This is a genomic window from Gordonia phthalatica, assembly GCF_001305675.1.
Taxonomy (GTDB): Bacteria; Actinomycetota; Actinomycetes; order Mycobacteriales; family Mycobacteriaceae; genus Gordonia; species Gordonia phthalatica.
The window spans coordinates 257,059-280,946 of sequence record NZ_CP011853.1 but is presented as its reverse complement, the minus strand read 5'-3'; the positions used below and the strand labels follow the sequence as shown (position 1 = coordinate 280,946).

At 68.9% G+C, this 23,888-nt stretch carries 14 protein-coding genes; 6 read left to right on the top strand and 8 right to left on the bottom strand.

All coding sequences use genetic code 11. The annotated features are described in order from the left end of the window. Window positions 1-33: 33 nt before the first annotated feature. From ACH46_RS01235 to ACH46_RS01215, 5 genes are all read left to right on the top strand, one after another. Window positions 34-3,390: an arabinosyltransferase domain-containing protein gene (locus tag ACH46_RS01235; protein WP_082399302.1), complete on the top strand. Its 3,357-nt coding sequence runs from the start codon at window positions 34-36 to the stop codon at window positions 3,388-3,390. A 26-nt stretch (window positions 3,391-3,416) separates the two neighbouring features. Next, window positions 3,417-6,749 carry an arabinosyltransferase domain-containing protein gene (locus ACH46_RS01230; RefSeq protein ID WP_417935266.1) on the top strand — a complete coding sequence of 1,111 codons (3,333 nt, stop codon included), beginning with the start codon at window positions 3,417-3,419 and terminating at the stop codon, window positions 6,747-6,749. Between the two features lie 109 nt (window positions 6,750-6,858). Next, a complete protein-coding gene (locus tag ACH46_RS01225; protein WP_062391335.1) occupies window positions 6,859-7,767 on the top strand; it encodes an ABC transporter ATP-binding protein in 909 nt (302 codons plus the stop codon). Next, a complete protein-coding gene (locus tag ACH46_RS01220; RefSeq protein WP_062391334.1) occupies window positions 7,764-9,008 on the top strand; it encodes an ABC transporter permease in 1,245 nt (414 codons plus the stop codon). Before ACH46_RS01225 ends, ACH46_RS01220 begins: the two co-directional genes overlap by 4 nt. Beyond that, window positions 9,005-10,210: an ABC transporter permease gene (locus ACH46_RS01215; RefSeq protein WP_062391333.1), complete on the top strand. Its 1,206-nt coding sequence runs from the start codon at window positions 9,005-9,007 to the stop codon at window positions 10,208-10,210. Before ACH46_RS01220 ends, ACH46_RS01215 begins: the two co-directional genes overlap by 4 nt. A 61-nt stretch (window positions 10,211-10,271) precedes the next feature. On the opposite strand, the gene ACH46_RS01210 is transcribed toward ACH46_RS01215, so the two are convergent. After that, complete coding sequence (locus ACH46_RS01210) at window positions 10,272-10,592, bottom strand: putative quinol monooxygenase (RefSeq protein ID WP_062394809.1); 321 nt, start codon at window positions 10,590-10,592, stop codon at window positions 10,272-10,274. A gap of 35 nt (window positions 10,593-10,627) precedes the next feature. Further along, on the bottom strand, window positions 10,628-11,362 hold the full coding sequence (locus tag ACH46_RS01205) for a VIT1/CCC1 transporter family protein (protein WP_062391332.1): 735 nt from the start codon (window positions 11,360-11,362) through the stop codon (window positions 10,628-10,630). 142 nt (window positions 11,363-11,504) lie between these two features. Here ACH46_RS01205 and ACH46_RS01200 point away from each other — a divergent pair, with 142 nt between their 5' ends. After that, on the top strand, window positions 11,505-11,972 hold the full coding sequence (locus ACH46_RS01200) for a DUF2231 domain-containing protein (protein ID WP_062391331.1): 468 nt from the start codon (window positions 11,505-11,507) through the stop codon (window positions 11,970-11,972). Window positions 11,973-12,065: 93 nt separating this feature from the next. Here ACH46_RS01200 and ACH46_RS01195 read toward each other — a convergent pair whose 3' ends face one another. From ACH46_RS01195 to ACH46_RS01170, 6 genes are all read right to left on the bottom strand, one after another. After that, window positions 12,066-13,646, bottom strand: coding sequence for an acyl-CoA carboxylase subunit beta (locus tag ACH46_RS01195; RefSeq protein ID WP_062391330.1), 1,581 nt, complete (start codon window positions 13,644-13,646; stop codon window positions 12,066-12,068). Window positions 13,647-13,659: 13 nt separating this feature from the next. After that, on the bottom strand, window positions 13,660-18,954 hold the full coding sequence (gene pks13 / locus ACH46_RS01190) for a polyketide synthase Pks13 (protein WP_062391329.1): 5,295 nt from the start codon (window positions 18,952-18,954) through the stop codon (window positions 13,660-13,662). 114 nt (window positions 18,955-19,068) lie between these two features. Next, window positions 19,069-20,970, bottom strand: coding sequence for a long-chain-fatty-acid--AMP ligase FadD32 (gene fadD32, locus ACH46_RS01185; RefSeq protein WP_062391328.1), 1,902 nt, complete (start codon window positions 20,968-20,970; stop codon window positions 19,069-19,071). A gap of 107 nt (window positions 20,971-21,077) precedes the next feature. Further along, the gene (locus ACH46_RS01180) at window positions 21,078-22,088 is read right to left on the bottom strand and encodes an LLM class F420-dependent oxidoreductase (protein ID WP_062391327.1); all 1,011 of its coding nucleotides are present in this window, start codon (window positions 22,086-22,088) and stop codon (window positions 21,078-21,080) included. 157 nt (window positions 22,089-22,245) lie between these two features. After that, window positions 22,246-23,229 (bottom strand): cutinase family protein, encoded by a 984-nt coding sequence (locus ACH46_RS01175; RefSeq protein WP_062391326.1) that lies wholly within the window; start codon window positions 23,227-23,229, stop codon window positions 22,246-22,248. After that, complete coding sequence (locus ACH46_RS01170; protein WP_062391325.1) at window positions 23,223-23,795, bottom strand: DUF732 domain-containing protein; 573 nt, start codon at window positions 23,793-23,795, stop codon at window positions 23,223-23,225. The genes ACH46_RS01175 and ACH46_RS01170 overlap by 7 nt, the downstream gene beginning before the upstream one ends. Window positions 23,796-23,888 lie beyond the last annotated feature (93 nt).

The window sequence follows — 23,888 nt, the reverse complement described above, 5'->3', positions numbered from 1 at the left end:
CCTTGCACCGCAGGTCGACTAACGTCAGAGGGCGTGCCAGACCCCACCGCCACTCCGCCTGACGCAGATCGCGACACCGCCGCCGACGACGCCTCCGACCTTCGGTCGAGCCCGCTGTCGGCCCGGACCGCACGACTGCTGGCGGTGGTCGCCGGTGTGATCGCGGTGCTGGCCGCGGTCCTCACGCCGCTGCTGCCGGTGTCGACGACGTCGGCCGCCATCTCGTGGCCGCAGGGGCAGAACCTCGATGCGAACGACCCGTCGGTCGTCGCGCCGTTGATCGCGCAGAGCGCCAAGAGCATCGACATCAGCATCGACTGCGCGGTCCTCGCGACACTGCCGGACAAGGCGAGCATCCTGTCGACGATGGCGCCGGGCGCGGAGCGGTCCACCAACAAGGCGCTGATGATCACCGCGAACGAGACCAGCGTGTCGGTCCTGTTCCGCAGCAACCTGGCCGCCACGGCCTCCCGCGCGGACATCGCCGCGGGCAAGTGCCGCTCCCTGCACGTCTTCTCGTCGGTCGGCGCGACGGGTGCGGAGTTCGTCGGACTGGCCCCGGCGACGATCCTGCCCCCGGACACCCGCCCGCAGGTCGACGGCCTGTTCACGTCGCTCACCGGCGAACAACTCGCAGCGGCGGGCCAGGGCCTGCGCGCGAACATCGAGATCGACAACCGGTACGAGAGCCACGCGACCCCGATGAAGGTGCTCGCGATGGTGATCGCGGTGCTGGCCACCCTGATCGCGCTGTTCGCGCTGTGGTGCCTGGACCGGATCCACGGATATCGCGGCGGATTGTCGCGGCGGAGCGGATCTTTGCTGTCCCGACTGCGGCCGAAGCTCTCCGACATCGCCGTCAGCGGTGTCCTGCTGCTGTGGACGGTCCTCGGTGCGGGCGCCCCGGACGACGGCTACATCTTGAACATGGGCCGGACCGCCGGTGAGGCCGGCTACATGTCGAACTATTACCGTTTCTTCGGCATCGCCGAGGCGCCGTTCGACTGGTACTACAGCTTCCTCGCGCTGTGGTCCCAGGTGTCCCCGACCATCCTGTGGATGCATCTGCCCCAGTTGGCGGCGGGCGTCGCCTCGTGGCTGCTGCTGTCCCGCGTCGTCCTGCCGCGGCTCGGTGACGCCGTCGCGAAGAACGCGTGGGCCGCCTGGACCGCGGGCGCCGTGTTCCTCGCCTTCTGGCTGCCGTTCTGCTCGGGTCTGCGCGGCGAGGGCATCATCGTCCTCGGTTCGCTCCTGACCTGGTGGGCCACCGAGATCGCGATCGAACGTCGTCGGATGCTGCCCGCCGCGCTCGCCGCCACGGTCGCCGCCCTCACCCTGGCGATGGCCCCGCAGGGCATCGTGGGTGTCGCGATCCTGCTGGTCGCCGCCCGCCCGATGCTGCGGATCCTGATCGAACGCCGCCGCGAAGCCGGTCTCGTCGCCCTCCTGGCGCCGCTCGCCGCCGCGGGCGGCATCGTCGCCGTCGTCGTGTTCCGCGATCAGACCCTGGTGACCGTTCTGGAGTCGATGAAGGTCCGCTACCAGACGGGCCCGATCGTCCCCTGGCATCAGGAGTTCCTCCGCTACTACTTCCTCTCGGTCGGGACGCCCGACGGCGCGCTGGCCCGTCGCATCCCGGTGCTGCTGATGTTCGTGGCGGCGTTCCTGGTCGCCGCGGTCCTGCTCCGTCGCGGATCCATCAAGGGCGTCGCGACGGCACCGACGTGGCGGCTGATCGGAGCGTTCGGCGTCAGCCTCCTGCTGCTCTTCGCCACGCCGGTCAAGTGGACCATCCAGTTCGGCGTCCTCACCGCCCTCGGCGCCGCCCTCGCCGGACTCGCGGCGATCACCATCGCGCAGAGCAGCGCACGATCGCTGCGGAACCTGTCGGCGCTGACCGCGGGCCTGCTGTTCGCACTCGCCGCCGCCTCGGCGGGCACCAACGCGTGGCCGTACGCCTACAACTTCGGCATCCCGTGGTTCAACATCGCGCCGGTGGTCGCCGGCATCGAGGTCTCGAGCATCCTGCTGGCCCTCGCCGTCGTCGCGGTGGCCGCCACCCTGTGGCTGCATCTGCGGTCGGACTACGTGACCAACAAGGGCCTGGCGCACCACGCCGAGGGAGCGCCCGACAGTCCCGCCGACCGACGTCGCATCGCGGTCGCGTCGACGCCGCTGCTGGTGATCGCCGCGCTGATGGTGATCGCGACCGTCCTGGCGTTCGGCCGTGCCGTCGTCATCCGGCAGCCCGCCATGACGGTTGCGTCCAACAACATCGATGCGCTGCGCGGGCAGCCGTGCGCGATGGCCGACCAAGTCCTGGTCGAGACCGATCCCAACGCGAACTTCCTGACTCCGGTCGACGGCGCGTCCGCCACCAGAGCACTGACCGGCAGCGAGTCGGTCGGATTCAGCCCGACCGGCATTCCCGACGATCTGAGTCCGCAGACCCGCAGTGCCCGCGCCGGCCAGATGCACGTTGGCGGCTCCACGTCGAAGCCGTTCGCCGTCGTCGGCGGCCTGGGGGCGGGCACCACCGGTGGCCGCGGCCCGGAGACCGTCAACGGCTCCCACGCCCTCCTCCCGTTCGGCCTGAATCCGAGGTCGACCCCGGTGCTCGGCAGCTTCGGCTACAACGCCAACGCCTACCTCACCACCGGCTGGTATCAGCTCCCCGCGCGCGACGCCTCTCCGCTGCTGGTGATCGCCACCGCGGGAGCCGTCTCGACGATCGACTCCGACGGCCTGCCGACGTTCGGTCAGAAGATGGTCGTGCAGTTCGGCACCGCGGGTCCCGACGGCACGTTCACCCAGGTCGGTCCCGACGTGATTCCGATCGATCCGGGTCCGGAGATCGCGAACCGTCCGTGGCGCAATCTGCGCGTCCCGATGACCGCGGTGCCCGCGAAGGCCGACGTGATGCGACTGTCGCTCGCCGACACCAACCTCGGCCCGATGCAGTTCATGGCGATCACGCCGCCGCGCGCGCCGAAGGTACGCACGCTGCAGCAGGTGGTCGGTTCCGAGGCTCCCGTGCTCATCGACTTCCCGGTGGCCGCACACTTCCCGTGCCAGCGTCCCCTCCCGATCCGGCACGGCGTGGCGGAGGTTCCGCAGTGGCGGATCCTGCCCGACTACGTGACGGCGAACTCGCAGTCCAAGACGTGGATGGCGTCGAAGTCGGGTGGTCTGCTGGCGATCACCGAGGCCACCACGTCGCAGGTGACGGTCCCGACCTATCTGGCCGAGGACTGGCATCGCGACTGGGGTTCGCTGGAGAAGCAGACACCGCTGCGCCCGGACGCCGTGACCGCGCAGGTGCGGACCGGATCCGTCCGCACGTGGGGCTGGTCGCGTAACGGATCGATCCGTCTGGAGCCCGCCAAGTGACCGACCGTGAGACGAGTCAGGAAACGGTGACCGTGAACGCACCCGAACAGACCGGCCGACGCGACCCGCTGGCCGTGCTGAAGGCCCACGACTACCGCAACGCCAAGCTGGTCGCGCTGCTCGCAGGCATGCTCGGCCTGGTGTTGGCGCTGGCCACGCCGCTGCTGCCGATCGATCAGAAGACCTCCGAGCTGCATTGGCCCCAGAACGACGCCGTCACCAACGTGACCGCGCCGATGGTCGCCTTCGTACCCACGTCGATGGACGCCTCGGTGCCGTGTTCGCTGGCGCGGGAGCTCCCGAAGGAGGACGGCGTGCTGCTCTCCACCGTTCCCCGCCAAGGCAGGCAGGCCACTGCGCGCGGCCTGTTCGTGCGCGCCACCGACACGACGCTCAGCATGATCGTCCGCGACGTGGTGCTGCTGTCCACGGACCGCGCAGCCGCACAGAACAACCCGAACTGCCGCTTCGTCCTGTCCGGCGACGGTGACGGCGTCACCGCGTCGATCAAGGACGTCTCCGCGGGCGACTCCACCTCCTACCGCACCGACGACGCCGACATGCGTCCGCAGATCATCGGCGTCTTCTCGGACCTGCCGTCCACCGCGCCCCGCGACGGCCTGTCGTTGAACGCGACCGTCGACACCCGCTTCGTGAACTCCCCGACCCCATTGAAGCTGGCCGCGATCATCATCGGCATCCTGGCCACGCTGCTGTCACTGCTGGCGCTCGGTGTGCTCGACGCCCGCGACGGCCGCGGCCACAAGCGCTTCCTGCCCGCAGGCTGGTTCACCATCCGCGGCCCCGACGTCGCCGTCTTCGCGGTCCTGACCGTGTGGTGGCTGATCGGCGGCAACACGTCCGACGACGGCTACAACATCACCGTCGCCCGCATCACCGACCAGGCCGGGTATGCGGACAACTACTTCCGCTACTTCGGCGTCCCGCAGGACCCGTTCGGATGGCACTTCCAAGTGCTGTCGTGGATGACGCACCTGTCGGTCGCCACCCCGTGGCTGCGCCTGCCCGCCTTGCTCCTGGGACTGCTCGGCTGGTGGCTGATCAGCCGCGAGATCCTCCCCCGCCTGGGTCGCGCGGTCCGCACCAGCCCGGCCGCCGTGTGGACCGGCGCGATGGTCTTCCTCGCGATCTGGATGCCCTACAACAACGGCATCCGCCCCGAGCCCGCCGAGGCGATCGGCGCCCTCCTGACCTGGGCGTGCGTCGAACGGGCGATCGCCACGCGTCGTCTGCTGCCGTATGCGATCGCCGCGATCGCCGCCGCGTTCACCCTCGCGCTGGCGCCCGGCGGCCTGATGGCCGCCGCAGCCCTCGTGGCCGGTCTGCGCGGTGTGGTCAAGGGCATCGTCGACCGCCGCAAACGCGACGGCCTGCTGCCGCTGATCGCTCCGCTGCTCGCGGCGGGCACCGCCGTGCTGTTCATGATCTTCTACGCGCAGGCGCTCGCGCCTCTGCTGGAGGGCAACAAGGTCGCGACCGACGTCGGTCCCACCGAGCAGTGGTGGCAGGAACCCGTCCGGTACTACTACCTGATCCTGCAGACCGGCGACGGCACCTTCCCGCGTCGCTTCGGGATCCTGATGATGATCCTGGCGCTGGTGATCGCGATCTTCCGCCTCGCGTCGCGGCACGCGCCCAACGGCATCGCCCGCGGCCCGATGTGGCGACTGATCGCCGTGGTCATCGGCACCATGTTCTTCATGTCGTTCACGCCCACCAAGTGGACGCATCACTTCGGCATCTACGCCGGCATCGGCGCGGCCCTGTGCGCGGGCGTCGTCGCGATGATGACACCCGCCCTGCTGCGGTCGCGTCGCAACCGTACGTTCTTCGCCGCCTCCGTGCTCCTGGTGACCGCGGTGTCCGCCGCAGGCACCAACATGTGGTGGTACGTCGGCAGCTACGGCGTCCCGTTCTGGGACCGCCCAGTCGCGATCGGCGGCGTCCGCATCAGCTGGATCATCCTGTTCTTCGCCCTCGTGACCGCCGCGTTCGGCCTCTGGTACCACTTCCGCGACGACTACGTCGACGACGAGGTCCGGACCGGAGCACGACGCACCGCATTGAGCCGATTCAAGTTCTCGCCGCTCCCGGTGATCGCTGCCGTGATGGTGCTGTTCATGATCGCGTCGTTCGCGAAGGGCGCGTGGGTGCAGCGCGACAGCTGGTCGTGGACGAAGTCGAACGTCCGCGCCCTGACCGGCGACGAGTGCGGTCTGGCGAACGACGTCCTCGTCGAGACCGACCCCAACGCCGCGGTGCTGCACCCGGCGGCCGTCGACGGCAGACCCGCACCGTCACCGCACAAGGCGCTCGCCGGAGTGAACGTCGGCTTCACCGCCGACGGTATCCCCGCGGGCACCTACATCGATCCGCTGGAAGAGAAGCGCAGCGGCGACGACGAGGAGGACCCGGCGGACGCCCCGCCGAGCGCGGGCGGCGGCACCGCCACCGCGGGCACCGTCGACGAGACCGAGGACGAGACGACCGTCGAAGAGGCCGAGCCGGTCGCGCCCGCGACCGCCGTCCGTCTCCCCTTCGGGCTGGATCCGGCGACCCCGGTCCTCGGCAGCTACCGCGCGAACGGTGCGAACAACGTCACCACCGCCTGGTACGACCTCGGGTTCGAGGCCGGGAAGGCGCCCGCCGACAAGCCGCTGATCTCCGTGGCCGCGGCCGGTTCCATCGAGGCCCGCAACGGCCTCGGCGGCATCAACCCGGGTCGCGCCCTGACCGCCGAGTTCGGTCGTCGCACCGCCAACGGCACGGTGACCCCGCTGGGCCGGGCCCTGATGCCGTACGACGCGATGGAGAACACCTACTGGCGCACGATGCGGTTCGCCCTCAAGGACGCCCCGCCGCGCGCGAACGTGGTGCGCCTCAACGTGGTCGACAACGCCGCCGCCCTGGCGGAGTGGGTCGCGTTCACCCCGCCGCGCGTCCCGACGCTCCGCACGCTGAACGACGTCGTCGGCCGCACCGATCCGGTCTTCATCGACTGGATGCCGGGCCTGGTGTTCCCGTGCCAGCGGCCGATGGCCGTCAGCTACGGCCTCCTCGAGGTCCCGGAGTGGCGCATCATGCCCGACGCCGAGGCCACCCGGAAGAACAGCCAGACGTGGTCGGACGGCGTCAACGGCGGACCGCTCGGCATCACCGACGGCCTGCTGTATCAGACGCTGGTGCCGACCTATCTGCGGAACAACTGGGGACGCGACTGGGGTGGCCTGGAGCGGTACACGATGGTCGTCGACGCGAAGCCCGCGGAGATGGTCCACGGGACGCACCGGGTGAGCGGCCTGTTCAACCCGGCGCCGATGCGGTCGAAGGGCTACTGACGGCCCGACCCGCCCGACGGTGTCGTTCATCCAGATGATGCCGGATCGACACCGTCGGGCCGGTCGAGTCCCCTTGACCTGATCGGTCGCCTCCAGAAATGTGGGACCAATGACGTCCCCTGCTTCGGGCGGCCTCGCGGTCGTCGGCCTCGACAAGCGCTTCGGTGACCTCGTCGCACTGCGCGACATGACCTTCACCGTGCAACCCGGCGAGATCTTCGGGTTCGTCGGCTCCAACGGTGCCGGAAAGTCGACGACCATGCGGATCATCCTCGGTGTCCTGGCCGCGGACGCGGGGCAGGTGACGGTCGACGGTCGTCCCGTCGACGCGGACGCCCGCCGCCGCATCGGATACATGCCCGAGGAACGCGGCCTGTACCCGAAGATGAAGGTCGGCGAGCAGTTGATCTACCTCGCCCGGTTGCACGGACTGTCGAAGACCGACGCCCAGGAACGGGCCGGGTACTGGATGGAGCGGCTCGGGATCGACTCCCGCATCGACGACAACGTCTCCGACCTCTCGCTCGGCAATCAGCAGCGCGTGCAGTTGGCGGCCGCGCTGGTCTTCGACCCGACCGTGCTGGTCCTGGACGAACCGTTCTCCGGCCTGGACCCGGTGGCCGTCGACGTGATGAGCGACGTGCTGGTGGAGAAAGCACAGCAGGGCGTCCCGGTGATCTTCTCCAGCCACCAGCTCGACCTGGTGCAGCGGCTGTGCGACACGGTCGGCATCATCGCCAAGGGCGAGATGCGGGCGCTCGGCACCGTCGACGACCTGCGCCGCAGCGGCGGCGTGCACCTGGAGGTGCAGGCCCCCGGCGCACCCGAAGGATGGGCCGACGGTCTGCCCGGCGTCGTCGCCGCCGAGTACGACTCCACGACGGTCCTATCGGTAGCCGACGACTACGACGACCAGCAGATCCTGGCCGCAGCCCTGGCTCACGGCCCGGTCCACCGGTTCGCTGCGACCACCCCCGAACTGACCGAGTTGTTCCGGGAAGTGGTGACCGCCTCGTGAGCGGCGAGCAGCGGTCCGCCTGGTCGGACATCTCCCTCATCGCGGGACGGGAGATCACCACCCGGATCCGCACCCGCTCGTTCCTGATCAGTACCGTCGTGACGCTGGTGATCATGGTCGGCATCATCATCGGCTACGGCGCGCTGTCCGGCGGCGGGGACAGCGGCCCCGAACCGACCGTCGTCGCGCAGACCGGTGTCAGCGCCACGGTCCAGAAGTCGGTGACCGACGCCGGAACCGGACTGGGTTTGCGCATCCGGTTCCGCGACGAGACCGACGCGCGGCAAAAGGCGGCCGACGGCGACGTCGACGCGGCCCTGGTGCGCGACGGTGCCGGGTACCGCGTCTTCAGTGAGAACGACACCCTCGATGCGACGCTCGACGCTGCCCTGCGGCGTGGAATCGCGGACGCCGCCGTCGTCGACGCCGTGCGGGCCGGCGGCGGAGACGTCGCCGCGCTGACGCCGCCGACCGTCGACTTCCGCACCACCGTGGCACCCACCCCGGTCGATCCCGAGCACGAGGACCGGATGCGGACCGCGATCTTCGGTGTGATCCTGCTGATCATGACGGTCTTCGGCGGCGGCGTCACCATCGCCACGGGCGTCATCGAGGAGAAGACGTCGCGGATCGTCGAGATCCTGCTCGCCACCGTCAAACCCGCCCGGCTGTTGTGGGGCAAGATCCTCGGCGTGGGCGCGGTGATGCTCGGCAGCACGCTCCTGACGGCTGTCGCCGCGCTGGCGGCGGCCGTCGCCACCGGGCTGGTCACGTCGTTCGCGGTCGCCGGGACGGTGATCGCCGCATCCACTGTCTGGCTGCTGCTCGGTTTCCTGTTCTACGGCGTCCTCTATGCAGGCACCGGCGCCATGCTGTCTCGGCAGGAGGAGTTGGCGGGCACCACCTGGCCGCTGAGCACCGCCGCGCTCGGCACCTTCTACGCGGTCCTGTTCGGTGCGGGCTCCCCCGATTCCGTCCTGTTCCAGTGGCTGGCGTGGATCCCGCCGTTCTCCGCGGGCGTCCAACCGATCCGGATCGCGGACGGCAGCGCCTCCGCGGTGGAGATCGTCGGGTCCCTCGCGATCATGGTGGTGGTCTGTGCCGTCGCGGTCGCGGGTGCCGGGCGCGTCTACCACCGCTCGGTGCTGAAGGTCGGCGCCCGCGTCAGTTGGCGTGACGCCCTGGGTCTCGGTTCGCCGCACGACGCGCCGAAGACCGGAACGAAGGGAGTCGGCGCATGAGCGCGTCGTCCACCGGCGCCGTCGCCGCCGTCCGCCTGATCGCGACCCGTGAGATCGCGACCCGTCTCCGTACCAAGGCCTTCAAGGTCGGCACCGCGCTGATGCTGCTCATCGCCGTCGGCGGCGGCATCGCGCTGTCGTTGATCGTCGATCACCAGTCCTCTCCGACGACGCCGTCGACCACCGCCGTCGTGGCCTCCGGACTCTCCGCTGCTCAGGAGGCCGCGATCACCGAGACCGGCAGTCGTCTCGGCAGCCCGGTCACGATCACCGAGGCCTCCGCCGAGGAGGCCAGGGCCCGCATCGACACGGAGAAGGCAGCGGTCGCCGTCATCGTGGACCGCGGCGCCGTCACCGTCTACAGCCGGTCCGACCTCTCCGACGGCCTTCAGGCGACGATCCGCGGCGGTCTGCAGGCCGCACAGGTGCAGGCGGCGCTGGCCGCGGCGCACGTCGATCCGCGCGCGCTGGCCGCCGCGTCCGCGGTCTCGGTGGAGCGCGCGAACGACGCCCCCGACCGTGAGGTCGGCGAGCGGATCGTCATCGCGATGGTCGGCTTGATCCTGTTGACGTACGCGATCATGCAGGCAGGCCCCGCCGTCTCGACGGGAGTGATCGAGGAGAAGTCGTCGCGCATCGTGGAGATCCTCCTCGCCACCGTGCGACCCGGTCAGCTGATGGCCGGGAAGATCATCGGGATCGGTCTGGTGAGCCTGTTGCAGCTGGTGCTGATCGGGGCCGCCGCGCTGATCACCACCGTGGCGACCGGACTGTTGACGCTGCCGACGCTCGCCCTGTCGACGGCCGCGATCGCTCTAGTCGGCTTCATCCTCGGCTACCTGTTCTTCGCCGCCCTCTTCGCCGCCGCGGGTTCGATGGTCTCGCGGATCGAGGACAGTGCGGGCACCGTGCTGCCGGTCACGATGTTCGCGTTCGTCAGCGTCTATTCGGGTCTGTTCGTGGTGCTGAACCCCGGCACCGCGCTGGCCGGCTACCTGACGTGGATCCCGCCGTTCTCGATCTCGACGGTCCCGATCCGCATCGCCCTCGGCGAGCTGACGCTGCTCGGCGCCGTCGGCCCCACCCTGCTCATGGCCGCCGCGACGGCCGGCAGCATCTGGGTCGCTGCCCGCATCTACCGACACAGCGTCCTCTACAGCGGCGCCAAGATCAGTTGGGGTCGGGCGCTGCGGATGCGCTGAAACGCTTGTGCCGTATTCCTGACCCGGTATAGGGGTTAGGAATACGGCATAAGCGTGACGCCTAGTCGACCTGCAGTTCCCCCATCGCGTCCCAGCCGTCGCCGTCGATCTGGCGGGAGATGATCTTCGGGGTCGACACGAGGTGCGGCCGCATGGCCTCGAGCCCCTTGGCGAAGTGGTCGCTGGAGACGTGCGGGCCGGCGCCCTCGTCGGTGAAGGCTTCGACGAGCACGTACTCGTTCGGGTCCTCGAGGCTGCGCGACCAGTCGAACCAGAGGTTGCCCTCCTCCGCTCGGGTGGCCGCGGTGAAGTCGGCGACAGCCTCGGGGAAGGTGTCGGCGCTGGACGGCTTGACCTGGAACTTGACGACGATGAAGTACATGGCCGCCATTGTGCCCGATGTCAGCGGGCCGGATGTCAGCCGACGGCGGTGCCCACCAGGGATCCGATCCCGTAGGTCACCGCCATGGCGATGCCGCCGCCGATCAGCATGCGCAGTGTCGGCCGCCACGGCGACGACCTGCCGAGGTACGCGCCGAGCGCTCCGGTGAGCGCGAGCGCGACCAGGACTGCGACGACGGCGACCGGGATCCGCCAGGTGGGCGGCGGGATGAGGATCGCGATCAGCGGGAGCAGCGCGCCGACGGTGAACGACACGGCCGAGGAGAACGCCGCCTGCCACGGGCTGCTGAGGTCGTCGGGGTCGATCCCGAGCTCAGCCTCGGCATGCGCGGCGAAGGCGTCCTTCTCGCTCATCTCCGTCGCCGCGCGCTCGGCGGTCTCGGTGGTCATGCCCTTGGATTCGTAGATGTCCACGAGTTCGGCGAGCTCCGCGTCGGGCTGATGCTCCAGCTCCCACTTCTCCTGCGCCAGCATGGCGGCCTCGGTGTCGCGCTGGGTGCTGACCGAGACGTACTCACCGAGCGCCATCGACACCGCGCCCGCCGCGAGTCCGGCGATGCCCGCGGTGAAGATCGGCCCGCGCTCCACCGTCGCCGCCGCCACGCCCACGACGATGCCCGCGGTGGAGACGATGCCGTCGTTAGCGCCGAGGACCCCCGCGCGCAGCCAGTTGAGTCGGCTGTTGAGGCCGGTCGCGTGCGGCTCGTGACCGTGCTCGGAGGCGCGGCTCGCCGTCTCGTCGCTTGTCATCTGTTCATGATCGCCGTCTTTCCGGAGACCGGCAAGCAAGGTATGCCGGGGCTTACCGGTCGTCCCGGGAGGTTTCCGGCAAGTCGCTGCGAATGTCCTGTGGAGCAGAGGAATTCGGTACGACGGGCCGTAACCTCATCGCATGGACACCATCAACGGACTGCCCGCGCATCCGCTCCTCGTGCATTTCGCCATCGTCGGCGTGCTCGCCACCGGCGTCGTCGCGCTGGCCGTCGCGCTGTGGCCCCGCGCCCGCACGCGCCTGGGCGTGTTCCCGTCGATCTTCGCGCTTGTGACGCTGATCGTCCTGCCGATCACCACGAGTGCGGGTGAGGCGCTGGAACACACGCTCCCGCCCACCGACGCGATGGAGAAGCACACCGCGCTCGGCGACGAGCTGATCCTGTTCGTCGGACCGCTGTTCGGCCTCGTCGCACTGCTGTGGCTGCTGAGTCTGCCCGTCGTCACCGACCGACTCCCGCTGTCGCCGAAAGCCCTTGCGGTGCTCGACGTCGTCGTCCGCGTCGCGACCGCCGCCCTCGCGATCGCCGCCCTCGTCATGGTGATCCTGGTCGGCGACAGCGGTGCGCGGGCGGTGTGGGGCGGCTGAGGCGACCCAGCCCGCGGCGATCTCGATGCGCGTCCTCGCTCCGCTCGGATGCTTACTCGATCAGCAACAGGGCATTCAGCACGGACTCAGCAGCTAGATCGGCATCAGGTAGTGCTTGCGCGGGTTGCGCAGGACCTGCTTGTCGCGGAGCTGCGCGAGCGCCTTGCGGAGCTGCAGGCGGGTCTCCGCGGGCTCGATGACGGCGTCGATGTAGCCGCGCTCGGCGGCGAGATACGGGGTCGCCATCATCGCGTTGTAGAAGCTGATGAAGTCCTGGCGCACCTTGTCGGCGTCGTTCGCCGACAGGCCCTCGGTCTGACGACGAGTCAGGATCGCGGCGGCCGACTCGGCGCCCATCACGGCGATCTTGGCCGTCGGCCACGCGAAGTTGATGTCAGCGCCCAACTGCTTGGAGCCCATCACGGCGTACGCGCCGCCGTAGGCCTTGCGCAGGACGACGGTGATCTTCGGGACGTCGGCCTCCACGTACGCGTACAGGAACTTGCCGGAGCGACGGATGGTGCCCTTCTGCTCCTCGGCGAGGCCCGGGAGGATGCCGGGGGTGTCGACCAGGAAGATCAGCGGAATGCTGAAGGCGTTGCAGATGCGGACGAAGCGGGTGGCCTTCTCCGACGAGTCGGTGTCGATGGTGCCCGCCATGACGTTCGGCTGGTTGGCGACGATGCCGACGCTGCGGCCGTCGACGCGGGCGTAGCCGGTGATGATGTTGGGCGCGAACAGCTCGGCGACCTCGTGGAAGGCGCCGTCGTCGAACAGCCGGATGATGATGTCGCGCATGTCGTAACCGGCGTTGTCGTTGTCCGGCATGAACGTGTTGAGGCTCAGATCCGACTCGGTGATCTCCGGCTCGAGACCCGGGTTGATGATCGGCGGTTCCTCATGGGCGCTCGACGGCATGTACTGCAGGTACTCGCGCACCCACTCGAACGCCGCGGCCTCGTCGGGCGCGATGTGGTGGATGTTGCCCCAGCGCGCCTGGTTGTGGGCGCTGCCGAGGTCCTCCGCGGAGATCTCCTCGCCGGTGGTCTGCTTGATGACGTCGGGGCCGGTGACGAACATGTAGCTCTTGTCCTCGACCGCGACCAGGATGTCGGTGTTGGCCGGGGTGTACACGGCGCCGCCGGCGCACTTGCCGAGGATCACCGAGATCTGCGGCGCCAGACCGGACAGGAGGTCGTTGCGGCGCCCCATCTCGGCATACCACGCGAGGGAGGTGACGGCGTCCTGGATGCGGGCGCCCGCGGAGTCGTTGATGCCGACCATCGGGCAACCGAGCTTGCCCGCCCACTCCATCAGCATCGACACCTTACGGCCGAACATCTCGCCGACGGTGCCGCCCATGACGGTCTGATCGTGGCTGAACGCGGCGACCGGACGACCGTGGACCAGGCCGTGGCCGGTGACGACGCCGTCGCCGTAACCGGTCTCACCGGCGCCCGGCATCTTCGCCAGCGCACCGACCTCGACGAACGTACCGGCGTCGAACAGCAGCTCCAAGCGCTCACGCGGCGAGAGGATGCCCTTCTTGGCGCGCTTGGCACGCGCCTTGTCGCCACCGGGCTCTTGAGCCAGCTCCAACTTCTCGCGCAGGTCGGCCAGCTTGCCGGCCGTCGTGGTCGGGGCCGAGTTCGCGCCCGCGTTGGTCTCCGTCACGCCAGGTACCTTCTCACTTCTCGGTATTGAGTTCGGACATGCGTCGAGCGAGGTCGGCGGCGACCTTCGCGACGTGAGGTTCGTCGACGATGCCGAGGTGGTCACCGCCGATGTGCAGGATCTCCAGATCGTCGACGACCTCGCCCCAGCGACCGTCCTCGTCGATCTCGGCCCACTGCGGCTCCAGCTCGATGGCGCCGTCGTGCATCTTGTCGGCGCGGTACAGCACCACCTTGCCGCCGTAGTGCGACGGGTTGATGCTGGTCAGCGCGCGGTTGTCGATGAACGATGTCCGCTGGTGCTCGATGATGCCGCCGGGGATCTTGGCGTCGGACATCGACATCATCTCCATGATGATGTTGAACTGCTCGTCGTCGTCGGCCTCCACGAGGCGATCCATCGGCACCGGGATGTTCTCGTCCAGACCGTAGGTCTTGACGGCGAACGCCTTCCAGCGCTCCAGGCGGGCCCGCTTGTTCTCCGGGGTGTCCGGGACGTCCTTGCTGGGCCGGACCACGTCGATCAGTCCGACGAAGGAGATCTCCTCGCCCTCCTCGCGCAGCACCTGTGCGGCGCCATAGGCGAGAGCGCCACCGAGCGACCAGCCGACCAGGACGTACGGTCCGTGCGGCTGCACCTCGCGGAGCTTCGGCATGTACTGGCGGACGCGCTCGGAGATGGTGCCCTCGACGCGGTCGAAGCCGATCACCGGGATGTCCTCCGGCAGCCGCTTCACCAGAGCCTCGTACGCGGAGGTGTTGCCGCCGGCGGGGTGGAAGACGAGCATCGGCGTCGGGTCGCCCGCGGTGACGTCGAACACATGCTTCGACTTGCCGTCGGCGCCCTTCGGGACGCGCAGGAAGCGCACGAAGCCGTCGACGTCGGCGGCGTCGTCCATCTGCTGCCGGACGTAGTCGGACATCTCCTCGATGGTCTCCGAGTCGAGGATGTCCTCGATGTCGACCTCGCCGCCGGTGCGCTCGTTGATGCGCGCGGTCAGCTTCTCGGCCGTCTCCTCGTCGAGGACCGGCAGCTTGTTGAAGATGCCGCCTGCCGACTTGCCGGTCACCACGGCGTAGGCGCCGAAGGTCAAGCGCTCCGCGGCGTCACGCGGCGGGACGTCCGAGCCCGCGGCCTCCGCGACGGCGGCCTGGTCGGTGAGGTCGGTCTTCTCAGGCGCGGCAGCGGGTGCCTTCGGCTCGGCGACAGATTCAGCCTTCGGCTGGGCGGGAGCCGCAGGTGCAGGCTCTGCGGGAGCCGGCGCGGGCTCCGGCTCGGCCTCGGGTTCGGGCTCGGCCTCGGGCTCCGGAGCCGCAGCGGCCTTGGCCGCATCCTTCGCCAGCTCTTCGTCGATGTACGCGTTCAGCGCGGCGGTGTCGAGTTCGCCGCCGCCGGTGGCCTTGTCGAGGTCGTCGAGCTGGTCGCGGTGCGTGACTGCGAAGGAGACGAACTTCTCGACGTCGGTCAGGTTGGCCTGGCGCATCGCCTGCAGCTGGAGCTGCGGGATGTCGAACTCGTACTCGACGCGGTTCTTGATGCGGACCGCCATCAGCGAGTCCAGACCCAGCTCGATCAGCGGAATCTCGCGCGGCAGGTCCTCGGGGTCGTAGCCCATGGACTCGCCCACGATGATCGCCAGGCGGTCACCGACCGACTGACCCGACTCCGGGTCCCACTTGTTGCCGATGTCGTCGACGACCTCGTCTTCGACGACCAGCTTGTCGTCGACCAGACCGGAGGCCTTCGCGGCCTCCTCCGGGGTCGGCGTCGGAGCGGCGTCGACCGCAGGCTTCGCGAGCGCGGTACCGGTGACGGCCGCCTCGTAGAGCAGCGCGAAGCCGCCCTGCGGTCCCGCGTGCACGGCAACGGCCGCGCCGCCCGGGTGACGGGTCAGGGTGGTGGTGACGGTGCCGTCGGACGGGAAGGCCGCGACTGACTCCACCGCGACGACCGCCGCGTCGGAACCGAGGACGTGCTTGGCCGCAGCCAGGACCAGTTCGCGCGGATCGGTGACGGCGGAGGCGTTGACCTCCCACGCGTGCCGACCGTCGGGCAGTGCGACGTGCGCGCCGGGGACGCTGCCCGCGCCCGAACCGCTCGCGATGGTCGCGTCGATCCAGTACGGCTTGCGCTCGAAGCGGGTGCGCGGGATCGGCGCGTACTTCTGATCGGGGCCGGTGCCGAAGAGCGACGCGACGTTCACCGGGTGCCCGTGGACGTAGAGCTTCATCAGGGCGTTGACGAAGCCGTAGCTCTCGTCCTCCTTGCGACGCAGCGTCTCGACCAGCTCGGCGTCGTGCACGCCCGCACCGAAGGTGGTGGCGGCGACGGAGATCAGGACCGCGGGGTTCGGCGACAGTTCGACGAACGTCCGGTGGCCTGCCTCGACGGACTTCGCGATGGCCTGCGCGAACCAGACGCTGTGGCGCAGGCCCTTCAAGAAGTACTCGATGGTGTGGACGGTGCTGCCCGGGCGGTAGAACTCCTCGCGGTCCACCGAGCTGTAGAAGCCGATGTTCGTGCGGAGCGGCTCGATGCCGGTCAGCTCGTACGAGAGCTCGCCGAGCAGCGGATCCATCTGCGAGGTGTGGCTGGCGCCCTTGGTCTGCAGCTTGCGCCCGAGCTTGCCCTCGGCCTCGGCGTGCGCGACGATCGCGTCGACCTGATCGACGGGTCCGCCGATGACCGTGTGGGTCGGCGCAGCGTACACGCAGATCTCCAGGTCCGGGTACTTCGCCAGGACGCCGTGGATGTCGTCGGCGCTGTACTCGACCAGCGCCATGTAGCGGACGTCGTCGCCCTCGAGCATCGACTCGCCCTCGCCCATCAGACGCGAGCGCTGGCAGATGACGCGGGTCGCGTCCTCCAGCGACAGGCCGCCGCTGATGTACGCGGCCGACGCCTCACCCATCGAGTGCGGAACCAAGACGCCGGGTTCGGCACCGTAGTGGCGCATCGTGTCGGCGAGCGCCACCTGAATCGTGTAGATGCCGATCTGCGCGGTCTCGATCGCATACGTCTGTGCGTCGTCGAGGAAGATCTCGACCATCGAGTAGCCGAGTTCGCGCTGGATGATCGCGTCGACGCGGTCGGCGTACTTCGCGAACACCGGGTTCTCTTGGTAGAGCTGCTTGCCCATCTTTCGGTGCTGCGAACCGAAGCCCGACAGCAGCCAGACGGCCGACGCGGCGTCGGGCGAGTCGCAGGTGTAGACGAACGGCAGGGCCTTGCCCTCGGCGACGGCGCGGACGCCCTTGACGGCGTCCTCCATCGTCCGGGCCATGACCACCGACCGGGTGCGACCGTGGTTGCGGTGCGCCAGGGCGCGCCCGATCTCGACCAGCGGCGTGGCCTGGCCCTCGTCGGACTCCAGCCACTCGAGGAGGTCGGCGGCGGCCTTGCGACGGCGTGAGGCGAGGAAGCCGGAGATCACCAGCGGGACCACGGCGCCGGGGACGGCGGCGGGCGCGAAGCCCTCGGCCGGATCCTTCTCGGCGACCGGCTCGGGCTCGGGGGCCTTCTTGGCTTGCGCGGCCAGGACGGCGCGCTCGGCCTCGGTCAGGAAGTCCTCGTCATCGTCGAAATCATCAGCGTCGACGGCGGGTGCGGCCGGGACTGCCTCGACCGCAGCGGCCGACGGATCGGCGTAATCGGACGGCAGGACCTCGCGGATCACGATGTGCGCATTGGTGCCGCCGAAGCCGAAACCGGAGACGCCGGTGATGGCGTGACCCGAGTAGCGCGGCCACTCGGTGGGTTCGGTGATGACCCGGAGGTTGGTGGCCTCGAACTGGATGTATGGGTTGGGGCCCACGTAGTTCAGCGATGCCGGGAGGCGGTCGTGCTGCAGCGATAGCACCACCTTGGCCATGGCGCCCGCACCGGCCGCGGACTCCATGTGGCCGTAGTTGGTCTTGGCCGAGCCGAGCAGCATCGGAGCCTGCGGGTCGCGTCCGCGGCCGACCACGCGGCCGAGCGCGTCGGCCTCGATCGGGTCGCCGAGGACGGTGCCGGTGCCGTGGGCCTCCACGTAGTCGACGGTCCGCGGGTCGATGGCGGCGTCGGCGTAGGCCGCGCGCAGCACCTGGACCTGCGCGTCGGGGTTGGGCGCGAAGATGCCGTTGGAGCGGCCGTCGGAGTTCACAGCACTGCCCGCGATCACCGCGAGGACGGTGTCGCCGTCGCGGCGAGCATCGGCCATCCGCTTGAGGACGAACACGCCGCCGCCCTCGGCGCGGATCATGCCGTTCGCGTCCGAGGAGAAGGCCTTGATGCGGCCGTCGGCGGCGGTGGCGCCGATCTGGTCGAAGCCGAGGGTCGCGGCCGGGGTGATCAGCATGTTGACGCCGCCGGCGATGACGACGTCGGAGTCGCCGCCGCGCAGGCTGCGGACGCCCTCGTGGACCGCCACCAGGGACGACGAGCACGCGGTGTCGATCGCGAGCGACGGGCCGTGGAAGTCGAAGAAGTACGAGACGCGGTTGGCGATGATCGACGTCGCGGTGCCGGTCAGGGCGTAGGCGGCGGTCTCCGACGCGCCTTCGCCGAGCCCGAGGGTCGCGAGCATCTGGTAGTCGTTGGTCGAGGTGCCCATGAAGACGCCGACCTGGCCGCCGCGCAGGTCGCTCGGCGGGATGTGCGCGTGCTCCAGCGCCTCCCACGTGAGCTCCAGTGCGAGCCGCTGCTGCGGGTCGACGTTCTCGACCTCGCGGGGGCTCATCTGGAAGAAGTCGGCGTCGAAACCCTTCACGTCGTCGAGGTAGCCGCCCTTGACGTTGCCGTTCTCGATGGCCCCGGCCAGCCGCGGGTCGGCTTTGAACTCCAGCCAGCGGTCGTCGGGCAGGTCGGTGATGCCGTCCACCCCGCCGATGAGTCCGTCCCACGTGGACTCGGGGGTGTCACCGCCCTTAGGGAAGCGCGTCGCGATGCCGACGATCGCGATGTCGTCGTCTGCGGACCGCTCGCGTTCCCAGAAGCGGTCGTCGTCGAGGTCGAGCCCCTCGTCGGGGTCGCCCTCGATGATGCGCTTGGCGAGCATGGCGATGGTCGGATGGTTGTAGGCCGCTGTCGCCGTCAGGATGACCCCGGTGTAGTCCTCGACGTCGGCGGCCAGGGCCACGGCGTCGCGGGACGACAGCCCGAACTCCTCCATCGGACGATCGTCCGAGATCTGATCGGCCGCCACACCGGTCGCCTTCGAGACCCAGTCGCGCAGCCAATCACGCAGATCCTCGACGGTCAGATCACCGACGGTCTCGCCGTTCGAGCCCGTGCTCTCCGTCAACGCAGTGTTTTCAGTTTCAGACATCACTCATCAGCCTACCGGGGGTGGTAATCAATTCGTTATTTGTGCCGCGACACGCGACGGATAGCAACGAGCCCGGCAGGTCACTTCGGGTGACTTGCCGGGCTCATCGTCGTCTCAGGCGTCGGCGTCGGGGAATGCCGTCTGTTGGTAGCCGCCACGGAGCGATCCGTCGATGTAGGCGGCCTTGGTGGCGCGGCGGGCGATCTTGCCGCTCGAAGTGCGCGGGATGGAGCCGGCCGGGACCAGCAGCAGGTCGCGAACCATGACTCCGTGGCGACCGGCGACGGCCGCGCGGACGGTGTCGGCGATCTCCTGCGGATCGGACTTGCGGCCCGGGCCGCGCTCGGCGACCACGACGAGCTGCTCCGACGCGTCGTCGGCGTCGTAGGTGAGGCCGCTGTGACCGCTGTCGAAGACTTCCTTCGGCAGCTGGTTGGCGGGCACCGCGAACGCGGCGATGAAGCCGGGGCGCAGTGCGGAGGACGCCTCCTGCGCGCTGAACTCGAGGTCCTGCGGGTAGTGGTTGCGGCCATCGACGATCACCAGGTCCTTGACGCGACCGGTGATGTACAGCTCACCCTCGTACCAGACGCCGAAGTCGCCTGTCCGCATCCAACGACCGTCGAACGGCGCGCCCTCGGTGTGGGTGCCGCTCTCGAGGCGCTGGGAGATGGTGTTGTGGAAGGTGTCGACGGTCTCCTGGTCCTTGTTCCAGTAGCCCTCGCCGATGTTGAGGCCGTTGAGCCAGATCTCGCCGACGCGACCGTCGGGCAGCTCGGCCCCGGTCTCCGGGTCGACGATGGCGGCCCACTGACTCAGCGCCACCTGACCGCACGAGACCTGGGCGACGGAGCCCTCGGTGCCCTCTTCGACCGGCACGAACTCGCCGGCGTTGAGCTTATCGCGGTCGACGTAGCTGATGAGCGCCTCGTTGTCGCGCTGCGTCGCCGACACGAAGAGCGTGGCCTCGGCCATGCCGTAGCAGGGCTTGATGGCCTTCGACGACAGTCCGTACGGGGCGAAGGCCTCGTTGAACTTGCGCATGGAGCTGACGGTGACCGGCTCGGAACCGTTGATCAGGCCGATCACGTTCGAGAGGTCGAGGGTCTCGCCGTCACGCGGGAGTCCGCGCATCGCGGCGTGCTCGTACGCGAAGTTGGGGGCGGCCGCGTAGGTGGGCGCGCGATCGTCGTCCGCGGCGAGCTCGCGGATCCAGCGGCCCGGACGGCGGACGAAGGCCTGCGGGCTCATGATCGTGACGTACTTGCCGCCGAGGGCCGGGAGGATGACCGTCAACAGGCCCATGTCGTGGAACATCGGCAGCCAGGTGACGCCGCGGGCGTTGCGGTCGATCTCGATGCAGTCGTAGATCTGCAGGGCGTTGGCCGCGACGGCCTCGTAGGTGATCTCGACGCCGGCCGGCACGCGAGTGGAGCCCGAGGTGTACTGCAGGTAGGCCACCGACTCCAGGTTGTTGCGGCCGGCGGTCGGCGGCACCCAGCTGGAGCCGACCGAATCGGGCACGGCGTCGACGGCAATGACGCGCGGACGGTCCTTGGCGGGACGGTCCGAGAAGAAGTCGCGGACGGCTTCGGCCGACTTGGTCGAGGTCAGGATCGCGGCGGGCTCGCAGTCGGCGAGGACCGCCACCAGACGGTCGGTGTGACCGGGCTCGTCCGGGCTGAACAGTGGAACGGCGATGTTGCTGGCGTACAGCGAGGCGAAGAAGCCGATGACGTACTCGAGGGACTGCGGCGCGAGGATCGCGACGCGGTCGCCGGGCTTCGTCACCTGCTGGAGGCGTGCCGCGACAGCGCGCAAACGCTTGCCGAACTGCGCCCAGGTGAGGTCGATGCGCTCACCGTCGCGCTCACGGCTGAAGTCGAGGTAGCGGTAGGCCAGGGTGTCGGCCTGCTCACGCACGTTGCGCTCGACGTAGTCGACCAGCGTCGCGTCCTCCGTGAAGTGGAGGTTGCCGGTCTCGTCGAGGAACTGCTCGAACTCGGTATTCAGCATCCAATAACTCCTGTATCCGCACTGCCATGCACGGTCTGCGTCACGTCTTCCGCACGGCTCTCCCAGCACACCGGTGCTGCTCGCCGAACGTCAAAACCTCGGTAAGTTTACTCTCCCCGCAGAAGCGGGATGACAGGTGCGAAAGCATCCATCTGGGTGGGGAACACTCCCACGTAGCTCATGGTGGTCCGGCGACGGACCTCGCGGATCTGCTCCGCGATCTCCTCGAAGGAACCGAAAGCCAGATACGGCGACGACAGGATGTCGTCCACCGAGAGCTCCACATCGCGGGCGATGTTCGGCGGGTAGCCCTGCGCCAGCGCGTTCAGCGCCATCTGCGCGGTGGCTTCGCGGTCGTCGGTGATGACGATGGTCGCGATGGTCCAGTTCAACTCGATCTCGTCGAACCGGTCGCCGGCGGCCTCGCGGATCCGGTCGACGCGCTCGACGGTCTTCTCGATCGTCATGTCCGACAGCCGCAGCTTGCCGTCCTTGGTGGTGCCGGTGGCGACCGAGATGATGTCAGCATGCTTGGCCGCGAGGGCCAGCATCTTCGGGCCGCCTCCGCCCACTGCGATCGGCGGGCGCGGCCCCTGCCGCGGCCGCGGCGAGCCTTCGAGCGCGTTGATCTGGTAGAACTCGCCGTCGTAGTCGACGGTCTCGCCGCGCATCAGGCGATCGAGGATGGTGAGCGCCTCGTCGAGGCGACGGATCCGCTCACCCGGCGTGCCGAAGTGGATGCCCGCCTTGTCGAACTCCTCCTTCATCCAGCCGGAGCCGATGCCCAGTTCCAAGCGGCCCTTCGACAGGACGTCGATGGTGGTCGCCTCCTTGGCGAGGAGCGCGGGATGGCGGAAGCCGTTCGCGAGGACCGAGGTCGCAAGACGAATGGTGCTGGTGGCCTGCGACAGCGCACCGAGTGCGGCGAGCGGTCCCACCTGGTTGCCGAGGTGGTCCGGGATGGCGAAGGTGTCGTACCCGTATTCTTCGGCGGTCTGCGCCAGCTTGACGAACTTGCGGGCACCGCCCTCGTCCTTGTTGCCTTCGCCGCCCGCGCCGAATCGGAACTTCCGAAGTCCGTCGGCGTTGTGCGTCGACGAGTCTTTGGCAGTCGTCACGAAGCTTCACTCCTGATCGATCCGCGGTCCACGCATGGGACCCCAACCTGAAAAGGCTATCGCAGGGACGCCCTATACCCAAGCTGACCGGCAGGAACGCGCATTCTTGCTGTGGTGTGCATCTCGGCGACGGGAGTCGTCGGACGACGTCACCGGATCACGTGTGCTTGGGCTTCGGCGCCGACGAGATCAGCCGGGACGACCACGCGAACATCCACTGCGTGGCAGTTTGTCCGCCGTCCTTGGACTTCCAGTACTTCTTAGTCGCGTACATCGCGTGGACCGGGTTGTTCGCGGCATTGGCCAGCTTCGAGATGGCTTGCAGCGGATCGGTGACGGTCGGGGCGTCGCAGATCAGATCACCGGGTGCACAGATCGAGTACACGCGGTCTGTCAGGTCGCCGAAGCCGCCGCTGCGGCCTCCGGTCATCGTGATGCCGGGGACCAGACTGCCGAATCCACCGAGGGCGACCTCGGTGCCGACGCCCTTGGGGCTCGGCGCGACGTCCTGCTGGCCGCCGGGCTGTCGTCGGCCGTCGGCGATCAGTCCGACGCCGAGGATCAGGTCCTGGTCGGCGGCGGGGATGGGACCGCGGTCGTTACCGATGTCGCTCGCAATGTCGCCCGCGATGACGGCGCCCTGGGAGAAGCCCATCAGCACGTAGTGCGTCAGCGGGCAGTGCTTGTAGGTCTTCGCGATCTTGTTCTTGGCTCGCGTGGTGCCCTGGCGGCGCGAATCGTTGTAGTCCGCCTGACGGTCGGCCAGGTTGGTCGGGTTACGGAACTGCGCCTTGTACGGGACCGTGTAGACCTCGGTCCGCGACTCCGGATACTTCTGCTGCAGTTGTGACGAGACACGCAGCATCAGCGACTTCGGATTGGCGGTCGGGTTCAGCGGATCGTCGTTCGCCTTCGACTCCCACGTGCCCGGAATCACCAGGGTCAGCACGTCCGGGCAGTCGGCCGGCTGTGCGTCGGCGTGGCCGGGAGGTGCGCTGGTGGTGGGGCCGGGTCCCGGATGGGGAGGCACCGGAGCGGGCTTGAACAGCTGGTACAGGAGGAAGCCGATCAGAATGACGGCGACCACCGCGAGGGCGAGGACCACCAGAAGCAACCGCCGCAGTCGACGGAACTTCAGCACAGGTTCTTCTCTGCCGCCGCGATCACCTTGTCGGACTTGGCGTTGGCTTCAGCGTCGGTCTTGGTCATGGGACCGATCGCGGCGCGGACATAGGCCTTCACCAGCATCGGGTCGGCCTTCTGTGCCTTCGCGTCGCACACGTAGTGACCCATGGTGAGCGCGACGTTGTTGTCGTCGTCTCCCATGAACGACACCTTCTGCCTCTTCAGGTCGCTCAGATACGCCTTGTCCTTGGCGGACAGCTTGACACCGGACGGCGGCTGCTTGTCACCCGGGAAGGTCCCGGGCGGCGTGGTGGACGTGTTCGGCTTGGTCGCCGGCAGCGAGGTGCTCGCCTTCGACGCACCGTCGGCCGCCTGCTTGGACGCCTCCTGCGAGGCCGACGACGCGGACGCCGACGCCTCGGACGACTTCAGCGACGCCGATCCCGGCATCGAGGTCGTGGTGACTGGCTCCGTTCCGATCGGCGCGCTCGCCGTCGACGAATCGTTGCACGCGGTGAGCGCACCCACCGCGACAGCGAGGGCGCCGGCTGCAGCAGCGATGCGGATGTACTTGGCAGTCATGGCGTTCAGCCTACCGTCGGTAGAGGCCGATTCCCGTACTGCCAAGGGGTTTACCTGCGAAGACATGGCAATTCCTCAGATGAAACTCAGGGT